This window comes from Bradyrhizobium sp. Pa8, from assembly GCF_052588265.1.
Genome location: NZ_CP176767.1, coordinates 6,045,078 through 6,064,375 on the forward strand (window position 1 = coordinate 6,045,078; position 19,298 = coordinate 6,064,375).

The following is a 19,298-nucleotide window of genomic DNA, read 5'->3' on the forward strand; positions in this document are numbered from 1 at the left end:
TCTGCCCGCTGCAAATCGTTCGCGGGCTGATGGTGTATGAGGGGCTGAGGTAGAGCAACGCTCGTGCCGTGCGCGCAGCGTGGGCAAACGGCCCGATCATCATCGCTGGAGATGGCGACGGACGCGCCGGCGCGCAGGCTTGCGATCCACCATCGGAACCTTACCTGCGCTGGTACGTTTTTCTGTCTGCCGGGCAAGTGTCTGCACGGCAACGCGGCTCGGCGGAGCCGATGCGTTTGCTAGCCGCCGGGCCTCCGTCGAGGGACGATTACCCGTGATGGAGCACGCGACCAGAGTTGGTAATCGCCTGTTAGCTGCTTTACCGCCGGCCGACTTTGCCTTGCTTGCACCGCATCTTCGGAAAGTACCGCTCCAGCGCGACGCAGTCCTGGTTCGATCGGGCGACCGGATCGAACACCTTTGCTTCCCGTGCAGCGGCGCGATCGCCCTCATCATGGAGTTGCCGAACGGGCAGACGGCCGCGACCGCCGTGATCGGCAACGACGGCGTTGTCGGCCTCATGACGGCGCTCGGCCCCGTACGATCTCCCCTGACAGCGGTTGTCCGCGTGGCCGGGACCGCACTGCAGATCTCCCCCGCGCGATTTCACGCGACGCTCGCGCGCAGTCCCGCCCTCGCAAGCGCGGTTCAGATCGCCGCCAGGGCGATGATGACGCAATTCCTGCACGTCGCGGCCTGCAATGCACTGCACTCCGTCGAAGCGCGCCTCGCCCGCTGGCTGCTGCACATTCACGATCGGACGGATGGCGGCGGTGACGTCCTGCCCTTGACGCAAGAGACGTTGTCGGAATTGCTCGGCGTCCGGCGTACCACGGTCACGCACGTCGTCAGCGCACTTCGCGCGTCAAGGGCAATCAAATCCAATCGACGCGGCCAACTCGAGATCGACAGGCGCCGGCTCGAGGTCGTCGCATGCGAATGCTACAAGGTGATGAGCCGCAGGATCGATCGGATCGTCTCGCAGGATGCCGTCAGGCTGCTTCACGCCGTGCCCGCGCGGAACGGCTGCCCACCCCCGGACCTCCCGTTCGCCAAGACCGATTCATAGACCCAGGCCTCCCTGGCGAACCATTCGTGCGTCGCCGCGCACATCCCGCAATATGTGCGCGAAAAGAACACCGTACTGCTCCGAAATCTTTCACGATCCATCTCGATGCCCGTCGAAATGGCGCGGCCCGTTTCCGGGCATTTAATCATCACCATACCCATCCTGATTTCCTCCAGCTTGGCATCACCTCACGGCAAGGCTTCGCCGCCTCGGCTGAACGGCGTCTCTTCTGGCGAAGACGCTCGTCCAGCCGATCCACGCGGCCGGTCGCCTCGATTCAAGCAGCCCTATGCAGAACCCGGTTGAAGCTCTTCTTGATCGGCTCGGCCGTCTCGGTTGCGACCTTCTGGGCGAGGTCCCAAAGCTCCCGGTTTTGGCGAGAAGCCGCTTCAAAGGTCTTGCGGCTGTGGGTGGTGGAGAGGTTCACGACATCCGCGAACGACTTCGCATTTGCAAGCTGGGACATGAATTCCAGCGCGGAGCTGGTATTGATGTTTGATATTTCGATGACCTTGGTGCCGTAATCGGCGGCACGCGTGGCATTGGTCGAACAGGCTTCGCGGAGAGCTTCGTTGATCTCGTCGGAAGCCGCCTTCATCCGCTCTAAATTTGCCTTGGCCCGCGCGGCGCCTTGCTCGGCGAGATCGCCGAAGATCGCCTGGAAGTTGAAAAATGGCAGGTCGAACCTGGGCATTGCACCGCCATTCGCCGGCCCATTGACCGCAGCGGCGTTCGTCTCGGCTTTCAGATTGGCATCATTCATGGTCATTCATTCCCTCACGCGAAACCAGATAATGGATCGAAGACTCCCAGAAGCTCCCTGGTGCGGGCTGCACCGGGAAACCCGTGCCCCTACTCTCAAGATGGAGGGATGCTGCTGCCGATGTGATGCTCTCGCCCCCGCCGGAGCCAACTATGACCAACCAAAGTAGGGTCTTCGGTTCGCTTTCGGACTCTCGACTTGAATAAATTCGATCCAAGCGACAACGCGCCACGGGCGGCGTTTTGCTTCTTTGAAGTTGTCGCGATGACTTCCGCCAACTTGAGATCAGTCCGGCGAGCGGTTCGGAGACGCCGGCGCTGGTGGCCTTCCTCTGGGTGCACGGCGTGGATTCCGCCGTTTCCAGATGGCGCCCTGTCATTGGTTGATTGCGAGTTGATGGAGCCGCTCCGCAGCGCACCGCATTGAACGATACATCGCATCGCCAATACGGCGCTGTGCTGCGTCCGGGCACGAGACCGGTGGCATCTCGTCAAATTTCAGACACCACCTCGTATTCCCCCGGCGGATTGTCCGCTCACGGCATCGCCAGGTGCCAGGCACCGTTCAGAAAGCCGTCGCCGGTGATGTCGCCGGGCTTCTGGTCCTTGGCGAAGGTGTAGAGCGGCTTGCCCTTGTAAGCCCACTGCCTGGATCCGTCGTCGCGCGTGATGACGGTGTAGCCGTCGCCCGCGGCATCGCTCGCCTCGGCCTTCAGCACCGGCCAGTTTGTCGCACAAGGTCCGTTGCAGGCCGACTTGCCGTCCGCATCCTTGTCGAAGGTGTAGAGCGTCATGCCCTTGGCGTCGGTGAGCACGTTGCCCTTGTCGGACTTGCCGGTCTTGGTCGGCGGCGCGGCGAAGGCAGCGGGGATGATGGCGAGCGATACGGCGAGCGTGAGCGCGAGGCGGATCGAGGACGTCATGGTATCTCCTGTCATGCAATTGGCTTGCATGGGGTAGGACGCCGCGCAACGCTTCGTATTCCTGGGATCGCGGCAAAGATATTTTTCGCTGCGCACATCGACGCGACGGAATAAACTGGAATGGGTGAGACCGACCAACGGACCGACATGAGCAAGCCGCATTGGCGTCCCGCGCGCGCCTCCGACCTGGTCGCGATCAGCGCGATCGCAGCGCGGATCCATCCTGATCTTCCCGAGAGTCCCGACGTGTTCGCGGAGAAGATGCGGCTCTATCCCGATGGCTGCCGTCTGCTCATCGCCGACGAAGAGATTGCCGGCTACGGGCTCGCGCATCCGTGGAAGCAGCACCGCATTCCACCGCTCAACGGCTTGCTGCAAAAATTGCCCGATGATGCGGATTGTCTCTACGTGCATGACGTCGCCGTGCTGCCCGATTTCCGCGGTGGCGTCGCGCGCGATTATGTTGCCGCTATCGAGAAGCTGGCGCGCGCATCACACATCACAACGCTCGCACTGGTCTCGGTCTACGCCACACGGCCGTTGTGGGAGCATCTCGGCTTTCGGCCCGTCGCGGCGGATGCGGAAGCGCGCGCAAAGCTCGTCTCCTACGGCGAAGGCGCGACCTACATGCTCCGCGACCTCGCTGCGACATAACGTCCCCTGCCCGGCCGCCCCGGCTCACGCGGGCGTGAAGCCGCCCCTCGAACCGGCTTCGATCAGCCCCCGTCGAAGGTGCGCGCGGGCCGTTCTGGTCTCGCCGAACCGAGACTGGAGAATTTCCTTGAAACTCACATTGTCGAAAGTCGCTTTGATTGCATTCGCTGCGGCGGCCGCGTTCAACGCGACCAGTGCCAACGCGGCGCAGGTCCGGACCTATGGCTGCGATTCCGCATTCTTCGAGGGCTGCGGTATCCTGGTCGAGACGTCGACCCCGGGCAGCAGAAGCCGCGTCAACCTCACTCACGACACCTCGCCCATCTACATGAAGCAGACCGACCCCCGCTACAGCTCGGCGATGCGTGATGCCGGCGGTGGCGGCGGCGGCGGAGGTGGTGGCGGGGGCGGCGGTGGCCGCTGAGTTCGCAGCTGACTTTTCAGATGATGCCGCCGGCGTAATCCGGCGGCATCATTGCTGTCTGCACGGTCAGGCGCAGTTCAGCCCCGATGCTTTTTCTTCGCCTTCTTTTTTCCAGGCGCGCCCTTTAACGGCCACGGCGTGACCGCCGGCTCGGCACGGCCAGGCTTGTTCTTGTGCTTCTTTTTCTTTCCGAACGAAGGGGCATCGTCGAATTTCGGCCTGCGCTCGCCGTGAGCCTTGTCGCGGGGCTTGAATCCAGCAGCATCGCGCGGGCGATCGTCGCGACGTTCGCGATGATCGCTGTCGCCGCTCTCGCGCCGGGGCGGCCTTGACCGCTCTTCCGAAGGCGCCTGCCGCTGCGGCGCATCCGTCATCGGTTCGAGGCGGATATTGTCTTCCTTGTCCGGACGCTTGATCTTGGCAGCGAAGGATTCCGCGACCCGCTCGGAAATTTCGAACTCGGTCGTCGTGTCCATGATCTTGATTGCGCCGATGTCGCCCTTGTCGATACCGCCGCGGCGGCAAATCATCGGCAAGAGCCAGCGTGCTTCCGCATTCTTTCTTCGTCCGATGTTGGCCCGGAACCAGACACTGCCGTCCGCCATGCCGTGTTTCGCCGACGATTTTCCTGATTTGGGTCGAGGCCTTTCGGGGCGATCATCGCCGCGCGAAGCACGGGCATCGTCGCGCGGTGCGCGGACATTGTCGCGCCCGCGATCGTCGCGCGGCCGGCCGGCTCGCTCGCCGGGATCGATGATGTCTTCGGGCGACGGCAGCCGCGCGCGATAGAGCCGCGCGAGTGCGGCCGCGATATCCTCGGCCGACCTCTCGGCCAGCAGCGCCTGCGCCAGCACCAGATCGTCCGCGGTCGTCTCCTCGGTGAACAACACGTCCTTCATGCGCTCGTGATCGAGCTTGCGGATTTCCTCCGCTTGCGGCGCGGTGCCCCAGACCGCCTCGATACCCGAGAGATTGAGCAGCAGCTCCGCGCGCCGCCGCCGCGCGGGCGGCACCAGCAGGACGCTTGTCCCCTTGCGGCCCGCACGACCGGTGCGGCCCGAGCGATGCTGCATGACCTCGGCATCGTTGGGCAGGTCGGCATGGATGACGAGGTCGAGGCTCGGCAGGTCGATGCCGCGGGCGGCGACGTCGGTCGCCACGCAGACGCGGGCGCGTCCGTCCCGGAGCGACTGGAGCGCCGTGGTACGCTCGTTCTGCGTCAATTCGCCTGATAGCGCGACCACGGAGAAGCCGCGCTCCAGCAGCGCCGCCTGCAAATGCCTGACGCCATCGCGCGTGCTGCAAAACACCAGTGCGCTCGGCGACTCGAAGAAGCGCAGCACGTTGACGACGGCATGTTCGACATCACCGGGGGCGACCCGGATGGCGCGGTACTCGATGTCGGCGTGACCGCCTTCATCGCCGGCGACCTCGATCCGAAACGCCTGCTGCTGATATTGCTTGGCCAGCGCCACGATGCCGCGCGGAAACGTCGCCGAGAACAGCAAAGTACGGCGTGTGTCCGGCGTGGTCTTGAGGATGAATTCCATGTCCTCGCGAAAGCCGAGATTGAGCATCTCGTCGGCCTCGTCGAGGACGACCACCTTCAATTCCGAGATGTCGAGACGGCCGCGCCGCAAATGATCGCAGAGCCGGCCGGGCGTGCCGACGACGATATGAGCGCCCGCCGCAAGCTCGCGCTGCTCGCGCCGCGGATCCATGCCGCCGACGCAGGAGACGACCCGCCCGCCGGCATGTTCATACAGCCACGCCAGTTCGCGCTGAACCTGCAAGGCGAGTTCGCGGGTCGGCGCCACGATCAGGGCGAGCGGCGCCCCGGCCTGCTCGAACCGCTCGGCATCGCCAAACAGATCCCTGGCCATGGCGAGGCCATAAGCGAGGGTCTTGCCGGAGCCGGTCTGGGCCGAAACCAGGAGGTCGCGGTCGGCGGCTTCGTCCGCGAGCACGGCGAGCTGGACGGGAGTGGGTGAATCATAGTTCCGCTCGGCCAAAGCGAGGGCGAGCGGCGGGGTCAGGGCCGGAAAAGACACGGGATGGAGAACCTTGGTTAATTTCAGGCGCGGAACGGTGAACCGGCGGACCTGAGTTGCGTGCGCGGCAAACGGCCCGGCCGCACGCTGGATGTGATCAGGGCGCTCTTTACGCCAAGTGCTCTGAAATCACCATGCCTATGATGCATGGCTTGACGGAAAGAGCCGCGCCTGAAGGTTGCGGCGGACGTTCGCGGCCACCTCGACCGGTTAACGGATACGATCTTGCCGTGCCGGCCGTCCGATCCCAAATCGTGCCTCACGAGAGAGCAGCGGGGTGAAACATGGCCGACAAAATATCGCTCGCCGACAAACTCGCGACCTTTGGGGATTTCTGGTCGCCGCGCACGGTCACGACCTTCAACGATTGCGACGTGATGGTGGTGAAGGTGAAGGGCGAGTTCACCTGGCACAAGCATGACGACACCGACGATTTCTTTCTCGTCCTGAAAGGCAGTCTCGACATCGAATTGCGGGATCGCACCGTGACGCTCGGTCCGGGCAAACTCTATGTCGTGCCCAAAGGTGTCGAGCATCGCCCGGTGGCACGCGAGGAGGTTCACCTCATGCTCATCGAGCCGACCGGCACCCCGAACACGGGCGACAAGGCCTCCGCCGCAGCACGCAAGCTCGCGTAAAGTCTGCGGCGGGTCTAGTCCCTGGAGGTCACCAGCTTGCTGAAGCGGCCGATCAGCCTTGCTCTCACCCACGCCACAGTGTCTCTCGCCGCGCGGCTCAAGGCGCGGACGGCGCGCCAGGCTTCGGTTGCCTGCAGCCACGCCTTCATCTCGGAGAACTTGCCGTACGCCCAGGCGAACGCCGGAATCCGCATCAGCTTGTCGCGCGTAAGATGGAACAGGCGCTCGACCAGCACGAGCTTGAGCAGTTCGCCGATGATGAAAGTCACGGCACCGCTGAGGACCTGACCGGTTGCCGCAAGGTAAGCCGCCACCGGCTTGATCGGCTCCAGAATGATCACGGGCACGGAAAACAGGGCGAGCGAGGGATAAGGGGGCAGCGACCTGATCCAGGCCCGCAACCGCTTGAATTCAAAATGCCGCCCAATCCAGCGCGAAATTGGCCGCGCCACGGCCATGAAGACCGCATCCACTAGGAAGTAGATGGCGGCCAGGATGTAAGTGACGGGCTTCAGGATTCGCTTCACGATACCTCTCCCGCAAAGTGAAAAGCCGGAACCTGGGCCTAAGTTTCACCTCGGCGTGAATAGTTGGAGGATTTCCGATGGAACTTTTTGGGCATCGGTCGGCCTCTGCGCGCTCAGAGCTCCGCATAGACCTCCAAAAGATTGCCATCGGCATCCCGGAAGAACAGCGTCCGATGCCCAAACGACTGGTTCGTCGGCGGCGAGAGCAGCGCAACGCCGTGCCGTACGAGTTCGTCGGCGCATGCATCGACCTCAGCCGCGGAGACCTTGAAGGCCAGTTGCAGCGAGGCGCTGCCCGCCGGTGTCGGCGCGTCGGCCGCGGTCCGGCTCGGTCGTGCCAGCGCCAACGTATTGCCGCCCAGGCCGTATTCGATCCAGTTCGGCGAGAGCTCGCGCAGCAGCGGAAAGGCGGGAACGTCCTCGTAGAACCGGCGCATCGCCGCCATGTCGCGCACGAAGATGACGGTGTAGTCGATCGCGCGAATGGCGTGGAAGGGGGAGCGGGTGCGCGGGTTAGGTTCGTCTGTCATGGTAGCCCTCATTCCAATCTCAGGCTGGTAGCCCGCATGAAGCGGAATGCGGGACCGGCGGCCCCGGATTACGCTTCGCTCCATCCGGGCTACAAGGTTCAAGAACTATCGCAACAAACCACCGCTATAGCGCAACTCGTACAGCGGCGCGCCATCGTGCCGCGAGATCGTCTCGACGCCATGGAAACGGTCGAGCGAGCCTTCGACCTCGTTGCGGTAGATCATGCCGCCCTGCTGGAACAGGCGCGGCCCCCGATACGGCTCCTCGACCCGTACGCCCAGCAGCGCCTGGCGCAGGAATTTGTAGACCTCGTGCAGCGTGTCCAGATCCGTGATGTCCGCGCGGGCGCCGCCGCTGTAGCTCATCGACCAGATGACGCGGTCATCCCGTGACACGGTCTCTTGGCCAACGAAAAATCCCATCCCGAAATAGATATCGCGATAGGCATAAGGTGGCGCGCGATGTTCGAGCTGCTTGGAGCCGGCGAGCAGCGGCGCGGCCACGGTCGCGTCGTCGTCCAGCCCCGCATAGGTGCGCCGCTTGGCTTCGACCAGAAACGCTGCGAGATCGGCGGGAATGGACGGCATTGTCTAGTCCACCAATTCCGGCCACGGCACGATGGTCGATTTCACCGTCTTCATCGCCATCGCATCCCTCACCGCCTGCGCGACGCCCGCTTCCGTGAACGGATAGATCGTCTGCATCTTCAGCCAGGGATATTTGTCACGGGTGCGGTAGAGCATGTCGACGCCGAGCGGCAGATCATTGCCGGTAAAACCCCAGGAGCCGAGCACGTTGAGGTCCTTGGTGCAGATGCGGTGCCAGGAGGTCTCGATCGAGCCGGCATCGGTGAACTGACCCATCTCGACATAGGTGCCGCCGTCGCGGAGCATCTCGATGCCTTCGGGGCCGGCGGTCGGATGTCCCGAGCAATCCATCACGAGATCGGCGCCGAAGTGGCCTACGATCTCGCGCACACGGGCGATGCGCTCCTGCGGCGATTTGATCTCCTCGATGTTGACCGTCGCCTCCGCGCCGAACTCGCGCGCGAGCTTGAGCCGCGGCTGTTCCGGCGCGCCGACGCAGATCACGCGCCCCGCTCCCATCTCCCTGGCGGCCGCGACCGCCAGAATGCCGATCGGACCCGAGCCCTGGATCACCACCGTGTCGCCCCAGGAAAAACCACCAGCGCGACTGGCGCGGTTGAAGGCGCGGATGCAGGAGGTCAGCGGCTCCGAGAGCGCGCCCAGCCGCAGCGACATGTCGTCGGGCAGCTTGTAGATCTTGGTGCCCGGCAGCATCTCGAGATCGACATAGACATATTCGGCCCAGCCACCCCACATATGCGGCGCCTTATCGAAGCCGAGATAGCGGCCGTAATAGACCGGCGTCAGGCATTTGTTGGCGGTCTGCGGATAGTGGATGCAGTAATAGCAGTGGCCGCACGGCATCAGCGGCGGGATCATCACTTTTGATCCGACCTTCAACGGCTTGCTCATGAAGTCCTCGGTGAATTCGTCGCCGCATTCGACGACGATTCCGCCGAGCTCGTGGCCGAGCGTGAACGGCCAGGGCAGCGGCTTCGGCCAATGCCCTTTGAGAATGTGCAGATCGGTGCCGCAGACGCCGCAGGCGCCGACCTTGATCAGCGCGGCTTTCCGGCCGACCTTTGGCCATGGCACGGTCTTGATGACGGGCTCCGAGCCCGGCCCTGCGTGAGTGCAGACGCGGATCTGGTCCATGGCTGTTTCCTCGCTGCCCGCTTGTTAGGTTTGATTGGTGCGGGCGACGATCAGCCTATGACACCCGTGCGGCGTTGCAAATACCAAGGCGTGTGTCTCAAGCGCCGAGCCAGAAAAGGCTTCCCGCTCTCTCAACTTGCGCGAGGAGGCGCTCTCTCAAGACCTTCGCCAGTCATGCCCTGCTCGCTCAGGAGCCAAACCGCAGGACTTGCAGTTTCGCTGAACATGGTCGCCAGCACGTCCAGACCGCTCGTTTCACGTTTCAGGCTGCGCACGGTCGCACGATGCACCACACGTCGAAATGCAACGGTCGGCGTCGTGTCGCGCTCGTCGCGGATCATCACCCAAGTGCTCAGCTTATCGTCGATATAGGAGACTGTGGTTCGCCTCAGGGCTTCGAGGTCGACCTCGCTGGCCTTCATCACTTCCGAGGCATCCGGATCGTCCAGCAGCGCAAGCAAGAGATGCTCCAGTGTCGCGAACTCGTGCTTTCGCGCTTTGGCGTAAGTGAGAGCCCTGTTCAGGGTGAGATCCAGCTCCCGGGTAAATCCTGCAGGCCACTTGATGCTCGCACGCGGTGGCTCGGTCGAGGCCGTATCAGACGCGGGCGATCCGCGTCGGATCGTGGCCGCAAGCGTATTCCAATCAGCCAGGCCAAACAGCTCGGCGATTAGCTCAAGACTTTCGGCGACCGAAATCTTGAGGCCTTTGGAGGCGAGTGAGGCGCGTAGCGTGCGCGCCATAGCCTTGGCATCGCGAAAGTCGCGCATGGCTGACTCCTTTGCTTGAACACTTCGGGAAGCCAGTGCTTGCGTTGCTGACCCGTTGTTCGGCAAAGGGGCCAAGACGATGCATGAGATACGTTCACCATCCCGTAAGGGGTGCAAGCGGCAGGTCGTATCTACCCGTAAGAAAGGTGGCTCGCCGGCCGCCAAGTGTCAATAGCGACGCCCCGCGCCCCCCGTAAATGGCTTACACCCGGACGCTGGGTTAGGATGAGACGGCTCGTAGCCCGTATGTCGCAGCGTGGAATGCGGGACCGGCGGCCCCGGATTACGCTTTCGCTCCATCCGGGCTACGATCGAGGATGATGCCGATGCTGCGTGACTATCAGCCAGCGGATGCGGACGCGATCGTGCGCGTCGCGCTGGCGGCTTTCGCGGAGTTCGAGCAGCACTATTCCGACTGGCTGTTGTTTACGGCCCATGTCGCGAAGATGCCGGAGCTTTCCAAGACCGGCGAGATCATCGTCGCCGAAGATGGCGGCCGGATCGTCGGCGCCGTGGCCTATGTCGGTCCGCAAGCCCCGAAGCCGGCGTTCTTCGATCCGTCGTGGCCCATCATCCGCATGCTGGTGGTCGATCCGGCCACGCGCGGCAAGGGCATCGGCCGGCAATTGACCGAGGAATGCCTGCGCCGCGCCGAGCGCGACCAGTCGTCGGTCATCGCCCTGCATACGACGCCGATCATGACGGTGGCGCTGCCGATGTATCTGCGGATGGGATTTGCGAAGGTTCGGGATGCGCCGGACATTTTGGGCGTGCCGTATGCGGTTTACGTCAAGTCGCTTGGATAGGTCCGCAGACACATATCTGCCGCATGCTTCCCGCGATCAGCGGGCTGCGATCGAAATCGCCGAAGCGTTCAATGAGGCGCAAGCCGCCCGAAGCCACGAGCAGCGGCATCTCCTGCGGAAAAATGTTCCGCATCCGCAGAGGAACCTGCCAAAAGTCCTTCTTCGTTTCGTTCGACCAGTACCATTCCACATGCCTGATTTGGGTGAGCGGATCGTAGCTCGCGGTCTCCTCGACAATGAGAGTGCCAAGCGCATCGTGGACCAAAGTGCCGATCAACTCGCGCTTGTTGGGATCCGAGTTGAGCATGGCGATATTCGGCAGGAACGCGTCAAACACCAGCCTGCCCTTCTGCGACAGATGTCGGCCGACCGATCCGAAGAAGCCCCTGAAGTCGTCGATGCCATGCAGGTGCAGGATCGAATTCATCGCGACGATGATGGTATCGAAGGTCCGCCCCCCGAGATCGAAATCCCGCATGTCCAGCTGGACCAGATCGAGCTCGACGGCCTGCGCCCTGGCATGGCTCCGCGCGCGCTCCAGCATCTCCGCGGACAAATCAGCCCCGACGACCTCAAGCCCCGCCTGCGCCAGCGGAATGGTCAGGCGGCCGCTGCCGCACGCAAGATCGAGAACGCTGCCGCCGCGCTCGCGCGCCGCCGCGACATAGAAGCCCTCGAGGACCGGGTCTCGCGGCGCCATCAGGTCGTACAGATCGGGGCGATCGTAGAGGCTGTTCATTTCCATCAGGCAATTGTACGGAATGAACTGTCAGAATAACAGGCACCCGACCTCAGTGTCGGAGGGGGCTTCGCAATGGACATGGTCGCGCTCGGCATCTTCCTGACTGCGGCCGTGGGCTTGCTGGGATCGCCAGGTCCCGCGATCGCGGCGCTCATCGCGGTCGGCCGCGCCCGGGGTTTTGTCGGAGGACTGCCATACTTTCTCGGACTTCAGGCGGGTCTCGCAATCGCCGCCGGCGCTACCGCTGCAGGGCTGTTTTCCCTGCTGACGACATTTCCGTCGGCCTTGCGCGTCATGACGATCGCCGCCACGGTCTACCTCCTCTATCTCGCCTACAAGATCGCATCGTCTCCGGTCGGAGACACCGCCAAGGCAGGCAACGGCGCGCACGCTTCGCCTGCGGCGGGGTTTCTGCTGGGCATGACGAACCCGAAGGCCTATCTGGCATTCGCGTCCCTGCTGGCGTCATACACCTTGATCAAGGGCAGCGCGCAGCACGACGTCTTCGCGAAATGGATCCTACTGGTCGTGGTCATGATCGCGGTGGACATCGTCTGGCTCTATGTCGGGGTCTTCCTGCGCGGATTGATACTGTCACCAAATGGCGAGCGCGCGCTCAACGTCACGCTCGGACTGATGGTGCTGGTCGCAGCCGGATTGGCATTTGTCTAGCCGGGTCGGCCTCCTCTCGAATGGTTGCCTGAAATGACGAACTGGATTCGCGGCACCAGCCAAGCGAACGGCATCGAGATCCATTATCTGAGAACAGGCGGAAACAAGCCGCCGCTGATCTTGTTGCATGGATTGACCGGCAGCGGAGCCTGCTGGACGCCACTGGCACGCACTCTTGAAGACAGATTCGACGTCATCATGCCCGATGCGAGAGGTCATGGCGCATCGAGTGCACCATCTGGCGGCTATCTGTACCGCGATCTCGCAAACGACGTCATCGGCCTCATCGAAGCGCTTGGGCTTGCCGCCCCGGTGCTGCTTGGCCACTCCATGGGCGGCATGATTGCTGCGATAGTTGCAAGTGAGGTCGGTACGGCCATTCGCGGCGTTATCCTGGCGGATCCGACGTTCCTAACCCCCGAGCGCCAGCGCGAGGTTTACGAGAGCGATGTCGTGGAGCAGCATCGCCGGCTTCTCGGCCGGGACAAGGTTGAGGTGCTGGCCGAGGCGCGGCAGCGGCATCTGCACCGTTCGCTCGAGCTGCTTGAGCTGATCGTCGAAGCGAGGCTGCGGACCGAGATCAGCGCCTTCGAGGTTCTCACACCGCCAAACCCGGATTATCGCGCTTTGGTCGGCGCCATTGCAGTGCCGAGCCTGCTTGTCATCGGAGACAATGGCGTTGTTTCCGTTGAGACGGCGCGGGAGCTACAGGGACTCAATCCACGGCTTCACTATGAGCTCATACCGGACGTCGGCCATGGGCTGCCATATGACAAGCCGGATGAACTTGCGGCGGCGGTCAGGTCGTTTCTGGAGACGGTGGTTGGGTCCGCTTCGTAGCCCGCATGAGCCAAGCGACATGCGGGAAAACTACATCAACACCCCGGATGTCGCTTCGCTCATCCGGGCTACGGGTCCACGGCGCCACACACCCAATTGTCTTGAGCCGTTGGCGTCGAACGTGTAAGGCCGCAACGTCCCACCCAGGTGATCGCTTGAACCCCCTTCCCCAAAATCCTGTTGTCGCGTCCGGATCGTTCGCGGCGATGAAGTCGGTGCCGTACCGGCTCCAGTTCATCGCCTATGTGCTGGCGATGATGGCGGACAATATCGAGCATGTGATCAGCTATTGGGTGGTGTTCCAGAAATTCCATTCGCCGACGCTGGGGGGCTTTGCCGTGCTGTCGCACTGGCTGCCATTCCTGCTGTTCTCGGTCGCGGTCGGCGGGCTCGCCGACCGGTTCGATCCGCGGCGTATCATCCAATGCGGCATGCTGCTGTTCATCGTGGCCTCGGCCGGATGGGGCTTCTTCTTCATCACCGATACGATCCAGATGTGGCACGCGATGCTGCTGCTGGTCATCCATGGCTGCGCCGGCGTGCTGTGGCAGACGCCGAACCAGTTGCTCCTCTACGACCTCGTCGGCCCCGCGGATCTTCCGAGCGCTGTACGCCTGAATGCGATGGCACGCTATCTCGGCATCCTGGTCGGCCCCGCCGTCGGCGGCGTCATTATGCTCACGCTGGGCACCTCGCACGGCATCATCTTCAACACGCTGTTCTACCTGCCGATGCTGCTGTGGCTGTTCTGGGCGCCGGTGCGCGACAAGAGCGCCGCGGTGCGGCGCTTCGCCGTGCGCGGCCTTGCCGATATCGTGCTGACGATGCGTGCCATCGGCACGCAGCCGGTGCTGACCGCAATGACGTGGCTCGCCGGCCTCACCTCCTTCATGATCGGCAACGCCTATCACGCCCAGATGCCGGGCTTTGCCGGCGATCTCGGCCATGGCGATCCCGGCGTCTCCTACAGCGTGCTGCTCGCGGCCGACGCGGCAGGTGCACTGCTCGCCGGCATCGCGCTGGAATCCTGGGGACGGTTGAAGGGCACGCCGCGCACCGCGATCACGCTGGCCATGCTGTGGAGCGTGGCGCTGCTCGGCTTCGCCGCGGTGCGGATCTATCCGGTCGCGATCGTGCTGCTGTTCTTTGCGGGTTTCTTCGAGCTGTCGTTCAACACCATGGCGCAGGCGCTGGTGCAGCTGAACGCACCGTCCGACATCCGCGGCCGCGTCGTCGGGCTCTACAACATGGCCGGGCTCGGGATGCGGGCCTTCAGCGGCATCACCGTCGGGCTATCAGGCGCGGCGATCGGCATTCACTGGTCGCTCGGGCTCTCGGCCGCGGTGCTGCTGGCGCTGCTGTGTCTTCTCCATGGGCGCGCGACGAGGAAGACAGCCGGTTGACTCTCGTCCCTCCCCACCGCACCCTCGATATGGCCTGAGGAGATGAGGCGTTGCGCAATCGCTGGGGCATTCTTGCGATCCTGTTCGTCGTGCGCCTCACCATCGCGTTCCAGTTCCAGAGCGTGGCCGCTGTTGCGCCGTTGCTGCAACAGACTTTTGGCGTCGGGCTCGCCGATATCGGCATCCTGATCGGACTCTATTTCACCCCCGGCATCGTGCTGGCGCTTCCGGGCGGCGCGATCGGCCGGACCCTTGGCGACAAGCCGACGACGATCGCAGCGCTGCTGCTGATGACCGCGGGCAGCCTGGTCATGGCAACCACCGACGTCTGGGCCTGGCAGATGGCGGGCCGGCTCGTCTCCGGCGCCGGCGGCGTGCTGCTGACGGTGCAGCTCACCAAGATGGGCACCGACTGGTTCGCCGGGAAGGAGATCGCGACCGCGATGGCGATCTTCGTCAACTCCTGGCCGGCCGGCGTCGCGATCTCGCTGCTGATGCTGCCGGCGATCGGCACGGCCTATGGCGCAAGTGCGGTGTTCCTGACGGCGGGCGCACTCACGGCAATCGGTATTGTGCTGATCACGCTCTATCAGTCGCCGCCGGGAGCCACAGTCAGCGCGGCCGGCCCAGGCCGGCTCGATCCCCTCGCGCTGCTGGCGGTGATCGTCGCGGGCCTGATCTGGGGACTCTTTAATGTCGGCTTCGCCATGATCTTCTCGTTCGGCCCCTCCCTGCTCGCCGAGCGCGGCTGGAGCATTGCGGCGGCAGGCTCCGCGATCAGCCTCGTGATGTGGCTGTCGGTGATCTCGGTGCCAGCAGGCGGCTATCTCGCCGACCGCTTCAAGCGTCCGCTCACCCTCGCGATCGTGGCCAGCCTCATCGTGGCCGGGCTGCTGGCCTGGTTGCCGCGATCGGATGCGGTGATCACGGTCCTCGTCCTGATCGGCCTGATCGGCGGCCATCCGGCCGGCCCGATCATGAGCCTGGCGGCCCGCGTGCTCGCGCCGGAAACAAGGGCGATCGGCATGGGCGTGTTCTACACTCTCTTCTATGCCGCGATGATGCTGGGGCCGGCGGTGGCCGGCCGGCTGGCCAAATCGGCCGGAACGGCCGCGGTTGCACTCGACCTCGGTGCGCTGACGGTGCTGGCCTGCCCGCCGCTGATGTGGCTTTTCGAGCGCATTGTGTCTGTCCGTAATCGCCGCGCCCAATCCTAACGCGGCATTAACCCTGTGCACCTTAGGGTCGTGCCGGACTCCGCCAGGCGGGGGGTCGGGTTGTGAAAATGGCGTTGGCGAACAAAAAATTTCTTCCGGCCGCCGAGGAACGACGGCGTTTCCAGCGGGTGAAGGTCCACCTGCTCGGCCGCTACATGCTGCCGGACCGCCGGGAATTCCCCTGCCAGGTGATCAACATGTCACCGGGCGGACTGGCGCTTCTGGCCCCCGGCATCGGCAATGTCGGCGACCGCGTGGTCGCCTATCTCGACCATATCGGCCGTGTCGAGGGCAAGATCACCCGCATCATCGACAACGGCTTCGCCATGACGGTCGGTGCGACGCCTCGCAAACGCGACAAGCTGGCGGCTCAGCTCACCTGGCTCGCCAACCGCGACATCCTCAACCTGCCGGAGGATCGCCGCCACGACCGTATCGTGCCGCGCAACCCGATCGCGGTGCTGACGCTCGAGGACGGCACCAAGATGACCTGCCGCATCATCGACCTCTCGCTGTCCGGCGCCGCCATTGCCGCGGAGAACCGCCCGCCGCTGAAATCGATCGTGCTGCTCGGCCGCGTGCAGGGCCGCGTGGTCCGAAACCTCGAAGACGGCTTCGCGCTGGAGTTCATGCACGAGCAGCCGATCGAGACACTCGAAGAGAGCGTTACCGCGCGGTAAAGCGCGACGACGCCAAAACCACTGTATTTCCTGCCCTGAAGGCGGCCTCCGCAATGCGGACGCCGCCTTTTTCGTGTCCGGCGACCGCCTCGCGCGGGTTAACGCGAGGGCTGCGTGCGCGTGCAAACAACAGTTCCGCCAGCGTTTCCGCGTTAATAGATAAAATTTGAATCAATTGAAGTTATTTCAAATCTTAGTCGAACTTGATTCAAGTATAGATCAAATTAATCGCGCCTTTTACTTGCATTCGTCTCGACTTGACTTGGCCGATTTAGCCGCAACTCAAAAGCTCCGTGCGAAATGTGGTCCCAACAAGAAACGGGGGCCGCAATGTTGGACTTCAGGGGACAGGGGAAAGGGCTGGCACTGGCTGCCATGCTCTTCGGGATCAGCGCGGCAGCGCAGGCCGGCGAAGGCCGTCTGCTCTACGCGAGCCTCGGCGACACCACGCGTGCGCCGATCGGCTGGGTCGAGTTCTGTGCGGATAATTCCGCTCAGTGCCAGGGCGCGCCGACGCAACCGCGCGACATCGTGATGTCGCAGGCCGCATGGCGCGACCTCGTCAAGGTCAATCGCTGGGTCAACGAGACCGTCAAGCCTTTGACCGACCAGGAGCACTGGGGCGTGATCGAGAAGTGGTCGCTGCCGACCGACGGTTACGGCGACTGTGAAGACTACGTGCTGCTGAAGCGCAAGATGCTGATCGATGCCGGATGGCCGCGCGAGGCCCTGCTGATCACCGTCGTGCGGGACAAGAAGGGCGAAGGACACGCGGTGCTGACGGTGAAGACCGACAAGGGCGAGTTCGTTCTCGACAATCAGAACGAGAACGTCGTTGCCTGGACGGAGACCGGCTACCGCTTCGTCAAGCGCCAGTCACAGAGCGATCCCAACGTCTGGGTCTCGCTCGGCGACACCAAACCGGCGGTCTCCACCGCCAGCGCCAAGAACTAGCACTCAGGAAAACGAGTTACGCGGCCCGGTCACATCCCCACCCCTCCCCGTCCCAGACCGGTTCGCGCGCGGCCAGCCATCCCCCAATGGCTGGCCGCAACTTTTTTGGGGAGAGCAATCAGCCCTGCGACGACCACGGCACGCACGCGGCGGTGAAATCGCGCCACGCGCGTTGCAAGGCGGGCTGCACGCTGATCGATGCTCGTGCCTGCCAGCCGGCGATCGCCGCGGCCGCGATGGCGCTGTCGGGTTCAGTACCGAGCCCATCAAGCAGCGATGCCGTGACCGCCATGTCGTTGAAGGCGCCAAGCTCCTCCTGCAAGGCGGCGAGCCTGCGCGAGAAACGTCGCGCCGACTTGCGATCCTCGTACAGCGGCAGCAGGAACTCGCTGAGATAGCGCAGCCGCTTGGTCGCGAGCCGCACCCGGTGCAGCTCTTCTGCAGGAAGCGACTTGAAGCGGCGACCGCGCTTGAGCACCTTGGCGTATTGCTCCGACAAGATGCGCCGCGCGAAGTCGACGGCAGGTTCGGCGAGCTGGCCGAGATCTTCGGCGGCAACGTCGTTGCGCCAGCCCCGCGTCTCGATCCAGTTTCCGAGGCCGATCAGGAACACGGCGCAGCGGCGATCGTCGAGCGCATCATGCGCCTTGCGATAGGCGTCCGACTGGCGCTCGGCCGCAGCCCGGCCCAGCGCATCGAATCCGGCGACCAACGGACAAGCCTCTGCGATCGTCGGCAAGGTCTCGAGCTGGAACACGTCCCAATCACGGGCCGCGGACAGGTCTTGCGCCAGCCATTTGGCTTCCGTCCGCAGCGCGTCGAGATTGCTGAGCGCGCCGACCGATCGCATCAGGTCGAGCGCCGATCGCAGCCGGCGCAGCGAGACGCGGAGTTGATGCACGCCTTCCGGGTTGCGCCCGTCCTCGGCGGCCGGCAGCGACTGAAGCAGATGGAGGAAGCAGGAGCGCAGGATCGTCGCGAAGGCCTCGTCGAGCGTGACCGACGCATCGAGGCGAAGTTTTCGCGGGCGACGTGCCGGGGGCGGCTTGTCGGCGGCAAGATCAAAGCCGCGCGCCGACTTGGTACGGATGGACGGCTTCACCGCGCCCTGCTCCGCGAGCCGCAGCGCGACCTCGTAGATCGTGCTGGCGCTGCCGCTCTTCAGCTCAAGCTCGATCTCGCTCACTGGCATCGTGCGATCACCAGCCGTCAGCTCGCCTTGATCGAAGGCGATATCGACCGTGCCGGACGGCAAGTCGATCATCCTCGCATGACGACGGATGTCGGCGGTGAAGACGGCTTCGAGCGGCTGCGTCACGAGGTTGCTACGAAGCTTCTCCGGAATGAAGGGCATCGCCAGCGCGAGATCGGGCGCAAGCGACGATACGCTCGCCTCCCACTCGCCACGGCGCAACGGATCGTCCACGGCGTCCGTCTTCACCGTCTGCACGAAGCGCGCGCCGCTCTGGCGGACACGCAGGCTCAGGCCATTGCGCCGAAGCAGGCGCTCGGCCGTGTCGTAATAGACCGACTTGAGATGCTTGCGCGTGCCCTTGTTGCGCGCGTTGGCCGTGATGACCGGCGCGGCGTTGAAATGCGCCATGCGATCGGCATCGACGAGAAGCTTGAGCTCGATCTCACCGGCGGGACGCGCAGCAGTGCCGGTCTGGGCTGGCTCCGGTGCGGGCGTCGTGTCTTGCGATGGCGTCTGATCAATCACAGCGCCCTCGACGATCGCATGTTCCGCGCTGGACTCGGCTGCGTCACGTTGCCTGAGGAAGCCGGCGACGACTTGCGTTCTCTTGTTCCTGTCCTTGTGAACAGGATTCCCATCCGGCGCGCTCATGGTTTTGCGAGCCGGCGTAGCGTCTGATTTCAACATTTCCCGTGACA

General features: G+C 63.9%; 21 protein-coding genes. 11 read left to right on the top strand and 10 right to left on the bottom strand.

Annotated elements, in window-relative coordinates; translation table 11 throughout:
• Positions 1-274 precede the first annotated feature (274 nt).
• On the top strand, positions 275-1,069 hold the full coding sequence (locus ACKWRH_RS28640) for a Crp/Fnr family transcriptional regulator (protein ID WP_445222490.1): 795 nt from the start codon (positions 275-277) through the stop codon (positions 1,067-1,069).
• 277 nt (positions 1,070-1,346) lie between these two features.
• Here the strand turns inward: ACKWRH_RS28640 and ACKWRH_RS28645 are convergent, their stop codons facing one another.
• The gene (locus tag ACKWRH_RS28645) at positions 1,347-1,832 is read right to left on the bottom strand and encodes a phasin (protein WP_445216248.1); all 486 of its coding nucleotides are present in this window, start codon (positions 1,830-1,832) and stop codon (positions 1,347-1,349) included.
• Positions 1,833-2,367: 535 nt separating this feature from the next.
• Complete coding sequence (locus ACKWRH_RS28650; RefSeq protein WP_282521159.1) at positions 2,368-2,754, bottom strand: COG4315 family predicted lipoprotein; 387 nt, start codon at positions 2,752-2,754, stop codon at positions 2,368-2,370.
• A 147-nt stretch (positions 2,755-2,901) separates the two neighbouring features.
• Between ACKWRH_RS28650 and ACKWRH_RS28655 the strand changes: the two genes are divergently transcribed.
• A complete protein-coding gene (locus ACKWRH_RS28655) occupies positions 2,902-3,408 on the top strand; it encodes a GNAT family N-acetyltransferase (protein WP_445222491.1) in 507 nt (168 codons plus the stop codon).
• 127 nt (positions 3,409-3,535) lie between these two features.
• Positions 3,536-3,832, top strand: a complete 297-nt coding sequence (locus ACKWRH_RS28660; RefSeq protein WP_445216249.1) for a hypothetical protein — start codon at positions 3,536-3,538, stop codon at positions 3,830-3,832.
• 77 nt (positions 3,833-3,909) lie between these two features.
• Here the strand turns inward: ACKWRH_RS28660 and ACKWRH_RS28665 are convergent, their stop codons facing one another.
• The gene (locus ACKWRH_RS28665) at positions 3,910-5,883 is read right to left on the bottom strand and encodes a DEAD/DEAH box helicase (protein WP_445216250.1); all 1,974 of its coding nucleotides are present in this window, start codon (positions 5,881-5,883) and stop codon (positions 3,910-3,912) included.
• A gap of 284 nt (positions 5,884-6,167) precedes the next feature.
• On the opposite strand from ACKWRH_RS28665, the gene ACKWRH_RS28670 reads away from it, so the two are divergent.
• Positions 6,168-6,521, top strand: a complete 354-nt coding sequence (locus ACKWRH_RS28670; protein WP_445216251.1) for a cupin domain-containing protein — start codon at positions 6,168-6,170, stop codon at positions 6,519-6,521.
• Between the two features lie 14 nt (positions 6,522-6,535).
• Here the strand turns inward: ACKWRH_RS28670 and ACKWRH_RS28675 are convergent, their stop codons facing one another.
• The 5 genes from ACKWRH_RS28675 to ACKWRH_RS28695 form a co-directional block, all read right to left on the bottom strand.
• Positions 6,536-7,048, bottom strand: coding sequence for a hypothetical protein (locus tag ACKWRH_RS28675; protein WP_445216252.1), 513 nt, complete (start codon positions 7,046-7,048; stop codon positions 6,536-6,538).
• 113 nt (positions 7,049-7,161) lie between these two features.
• Positions 7,162-7,578: a VOC family protein gene (locus tag ACKWRH_RS28680; protein ID WP_445216253.1), complete on the bottom strand. Its 417-nt coding sequence runs from the start codon at positions 7,576-7,578 to the stop codon at positions 7,162-7,164.
• A 105-nt stretch (positions 7,579-7,683) separates the two neighbouring features.
• The gene (locus ACKWRH_RS28685; RefSeq protein ID WP_445216254.1) at positions 7,684-8,166 is read right to left on the bottom strand and encodes a DUF5680 domain-containing protein; all 483 of its coding nucleotides are present in this window, start codon (positions 8,164-8,166) and stop codon (positions 7,684-7,686) included.
• A gap of 3 nt (positions 8,167-8,169) precedes the next feature.
• Positions 8,170-9,321 carry a zinc-binding dehydrogenase gene (locus ACKWRH_RS28690; RefSeq protein ID WP_445216255.1) on the bottom strand — a complete coding sequence of 384 codons (1,152 nt, stop codon included), beginning with the start codon at positions 9,319-9,321 and terminating at the stop codon, positions 8,170-8,172.
• Between the two features lie 131 nt (positions 9,322-9,452).
• Positions 9,453-10,091 carry a Clp protease N-terminal domain-containing protein gene (locus ACKWRH_RS28695; protein WP_445216256.1) on the bottom strand — a complete coding sequence of 213 codons (639 nt, stop codon included), beginning with the start codon at positions 10,089-10,091 and terminating at the stop codon, positions 9,453-9,455.
• 326 nt (positions 10,092-10,417) lie between these two features.
• Between ACKWRH_RS28695 and ACKWRH_RS28700 the strand changes: the two genes are divergently transcribed.
• Positions 10,418-10,897 carry a GNAT family N-acetyltransferase gene (locus tag ACKWRH_RS28700; protein ID WP_445216257.1) on the top strand — a complete coding sequence of 160 codons (480 nt, stop codon included), beginning with the start codon at positions 10,418-10,420 and terminating at the stop codon, positions 10,895-10,897.
• Here ACKWRH_RS28700 and ACKWRH_RS28705 read toward each other — a convergent pair.
• A complete protein-coding gene (locus ACKWRH_RS28705; RefSeq protein WP_445216258.1) occupies positions 10,881-11,642 on the bottom strand; it encodes a class I SAM-dependent methyltransferase in 762 nt (253 codons plus the stop codon). The genes ACKWRH_RS28700 and ACKWRH_RS28705 overlap by 17 nt on opposite strands.
• 69 nt (positions 11,643-11,711) lie before the next feature.
• On the opposite strand from ACKWRH_RS28705, the gene ACKWRH_RS28710 reads away from it, so the two are divergent.
• The 6 genes from ACKWRH_RS28710 to ACKWRH_RS28735 all read left to right on the top strand — a co-directional run bounded on the left by ACKWRH_RS28710 (position 11,712) and on the right by ACKWRH_RS28735 (position 17,405).
• A complete protein-coding gene (locus ACKWRH_RS28710) occupies positions 11,712-12,311 on the top strand; it encodes a LysE family translocator (protein ID WP_445216259.1) in 600 nt (199 codons plus the stop codon).
• A gap of 33 nt (positions 12,312-12,344) precedes the next feature.
• A complete protein-coding gene (locus ACKWRH_RS28715; protein WP_445216260.1) occupies positions 12,345-13,151 on the top strand; it encodes an alpha/beta fold hydrolase in 807 nt (268 codons plus the stop codon).
• A gap of 155 nt (positions 13,152-13,306) precedes the next feature.
• Entirely contained in the window at positions 13,307-14,554 is a 1,248-nt protein-coding gene (locus tag ACKWRH_RS28720) for an MFS transporter (protein ID WP_445216261.1), read from the top strand.
• A gap of 50 nt (positions 14,555-14,604) precedes the next feature.
• Positions 14,605-15,771, top strand: a complete 1,167-nt coding sequence (locus ACKWRH_RS28725; protein ID WP_445216262.1) for an MFS transporter — start codon at positions 14,605-14,607, stop codon at positions 15,769-15,771.
• Positions 15,772-15,839: 68 nt separating this feature from the next.
• Positions 15,840-16,451 carry a PilZ domain-containing protein gene (locus ACKWRH_RS28730; RefSeq protein ID WP_028154094.1) on the top strand — a complete coding sequence of 204 codons (612 nt, stop codon included), beginning with the start codon at positions 15,840-15,842 and terminating at the stop codon, positions 16,449-16,451.
• 330 nt (positions 16,452-16,781) lie between these two features.
• Complete coding sequence (locus ACKWRH_RS28735; protein WP_445216263.1) at positions 16,782-17,405, top strand: transglutaminase-like cysteine peptidase; 624 nt, start codon at positions 16,782-16,784, stop codon at positions 17,403-17,405.
• Between the two features lie 118 nt (positions 17,406-17,523).
• Here the strand turns inward: ACKWRH_RS28735 and ACKWRH_RS28740 are convergent, their stop codons facing one another.
• Complete coding sequence (locus tag ACKWRH_RS28740; RefSeq protein WP_445216264.1) at positions 17,524-19,287, bottom strand: CYTH and CHAD domain-containing protein; 1,764 nt, start codon at positions 19,285-19,287, stop codon at positions 17,524-17,526.
• Positions 19,288-19,298 lie beyond the last annotated feature (11 nt).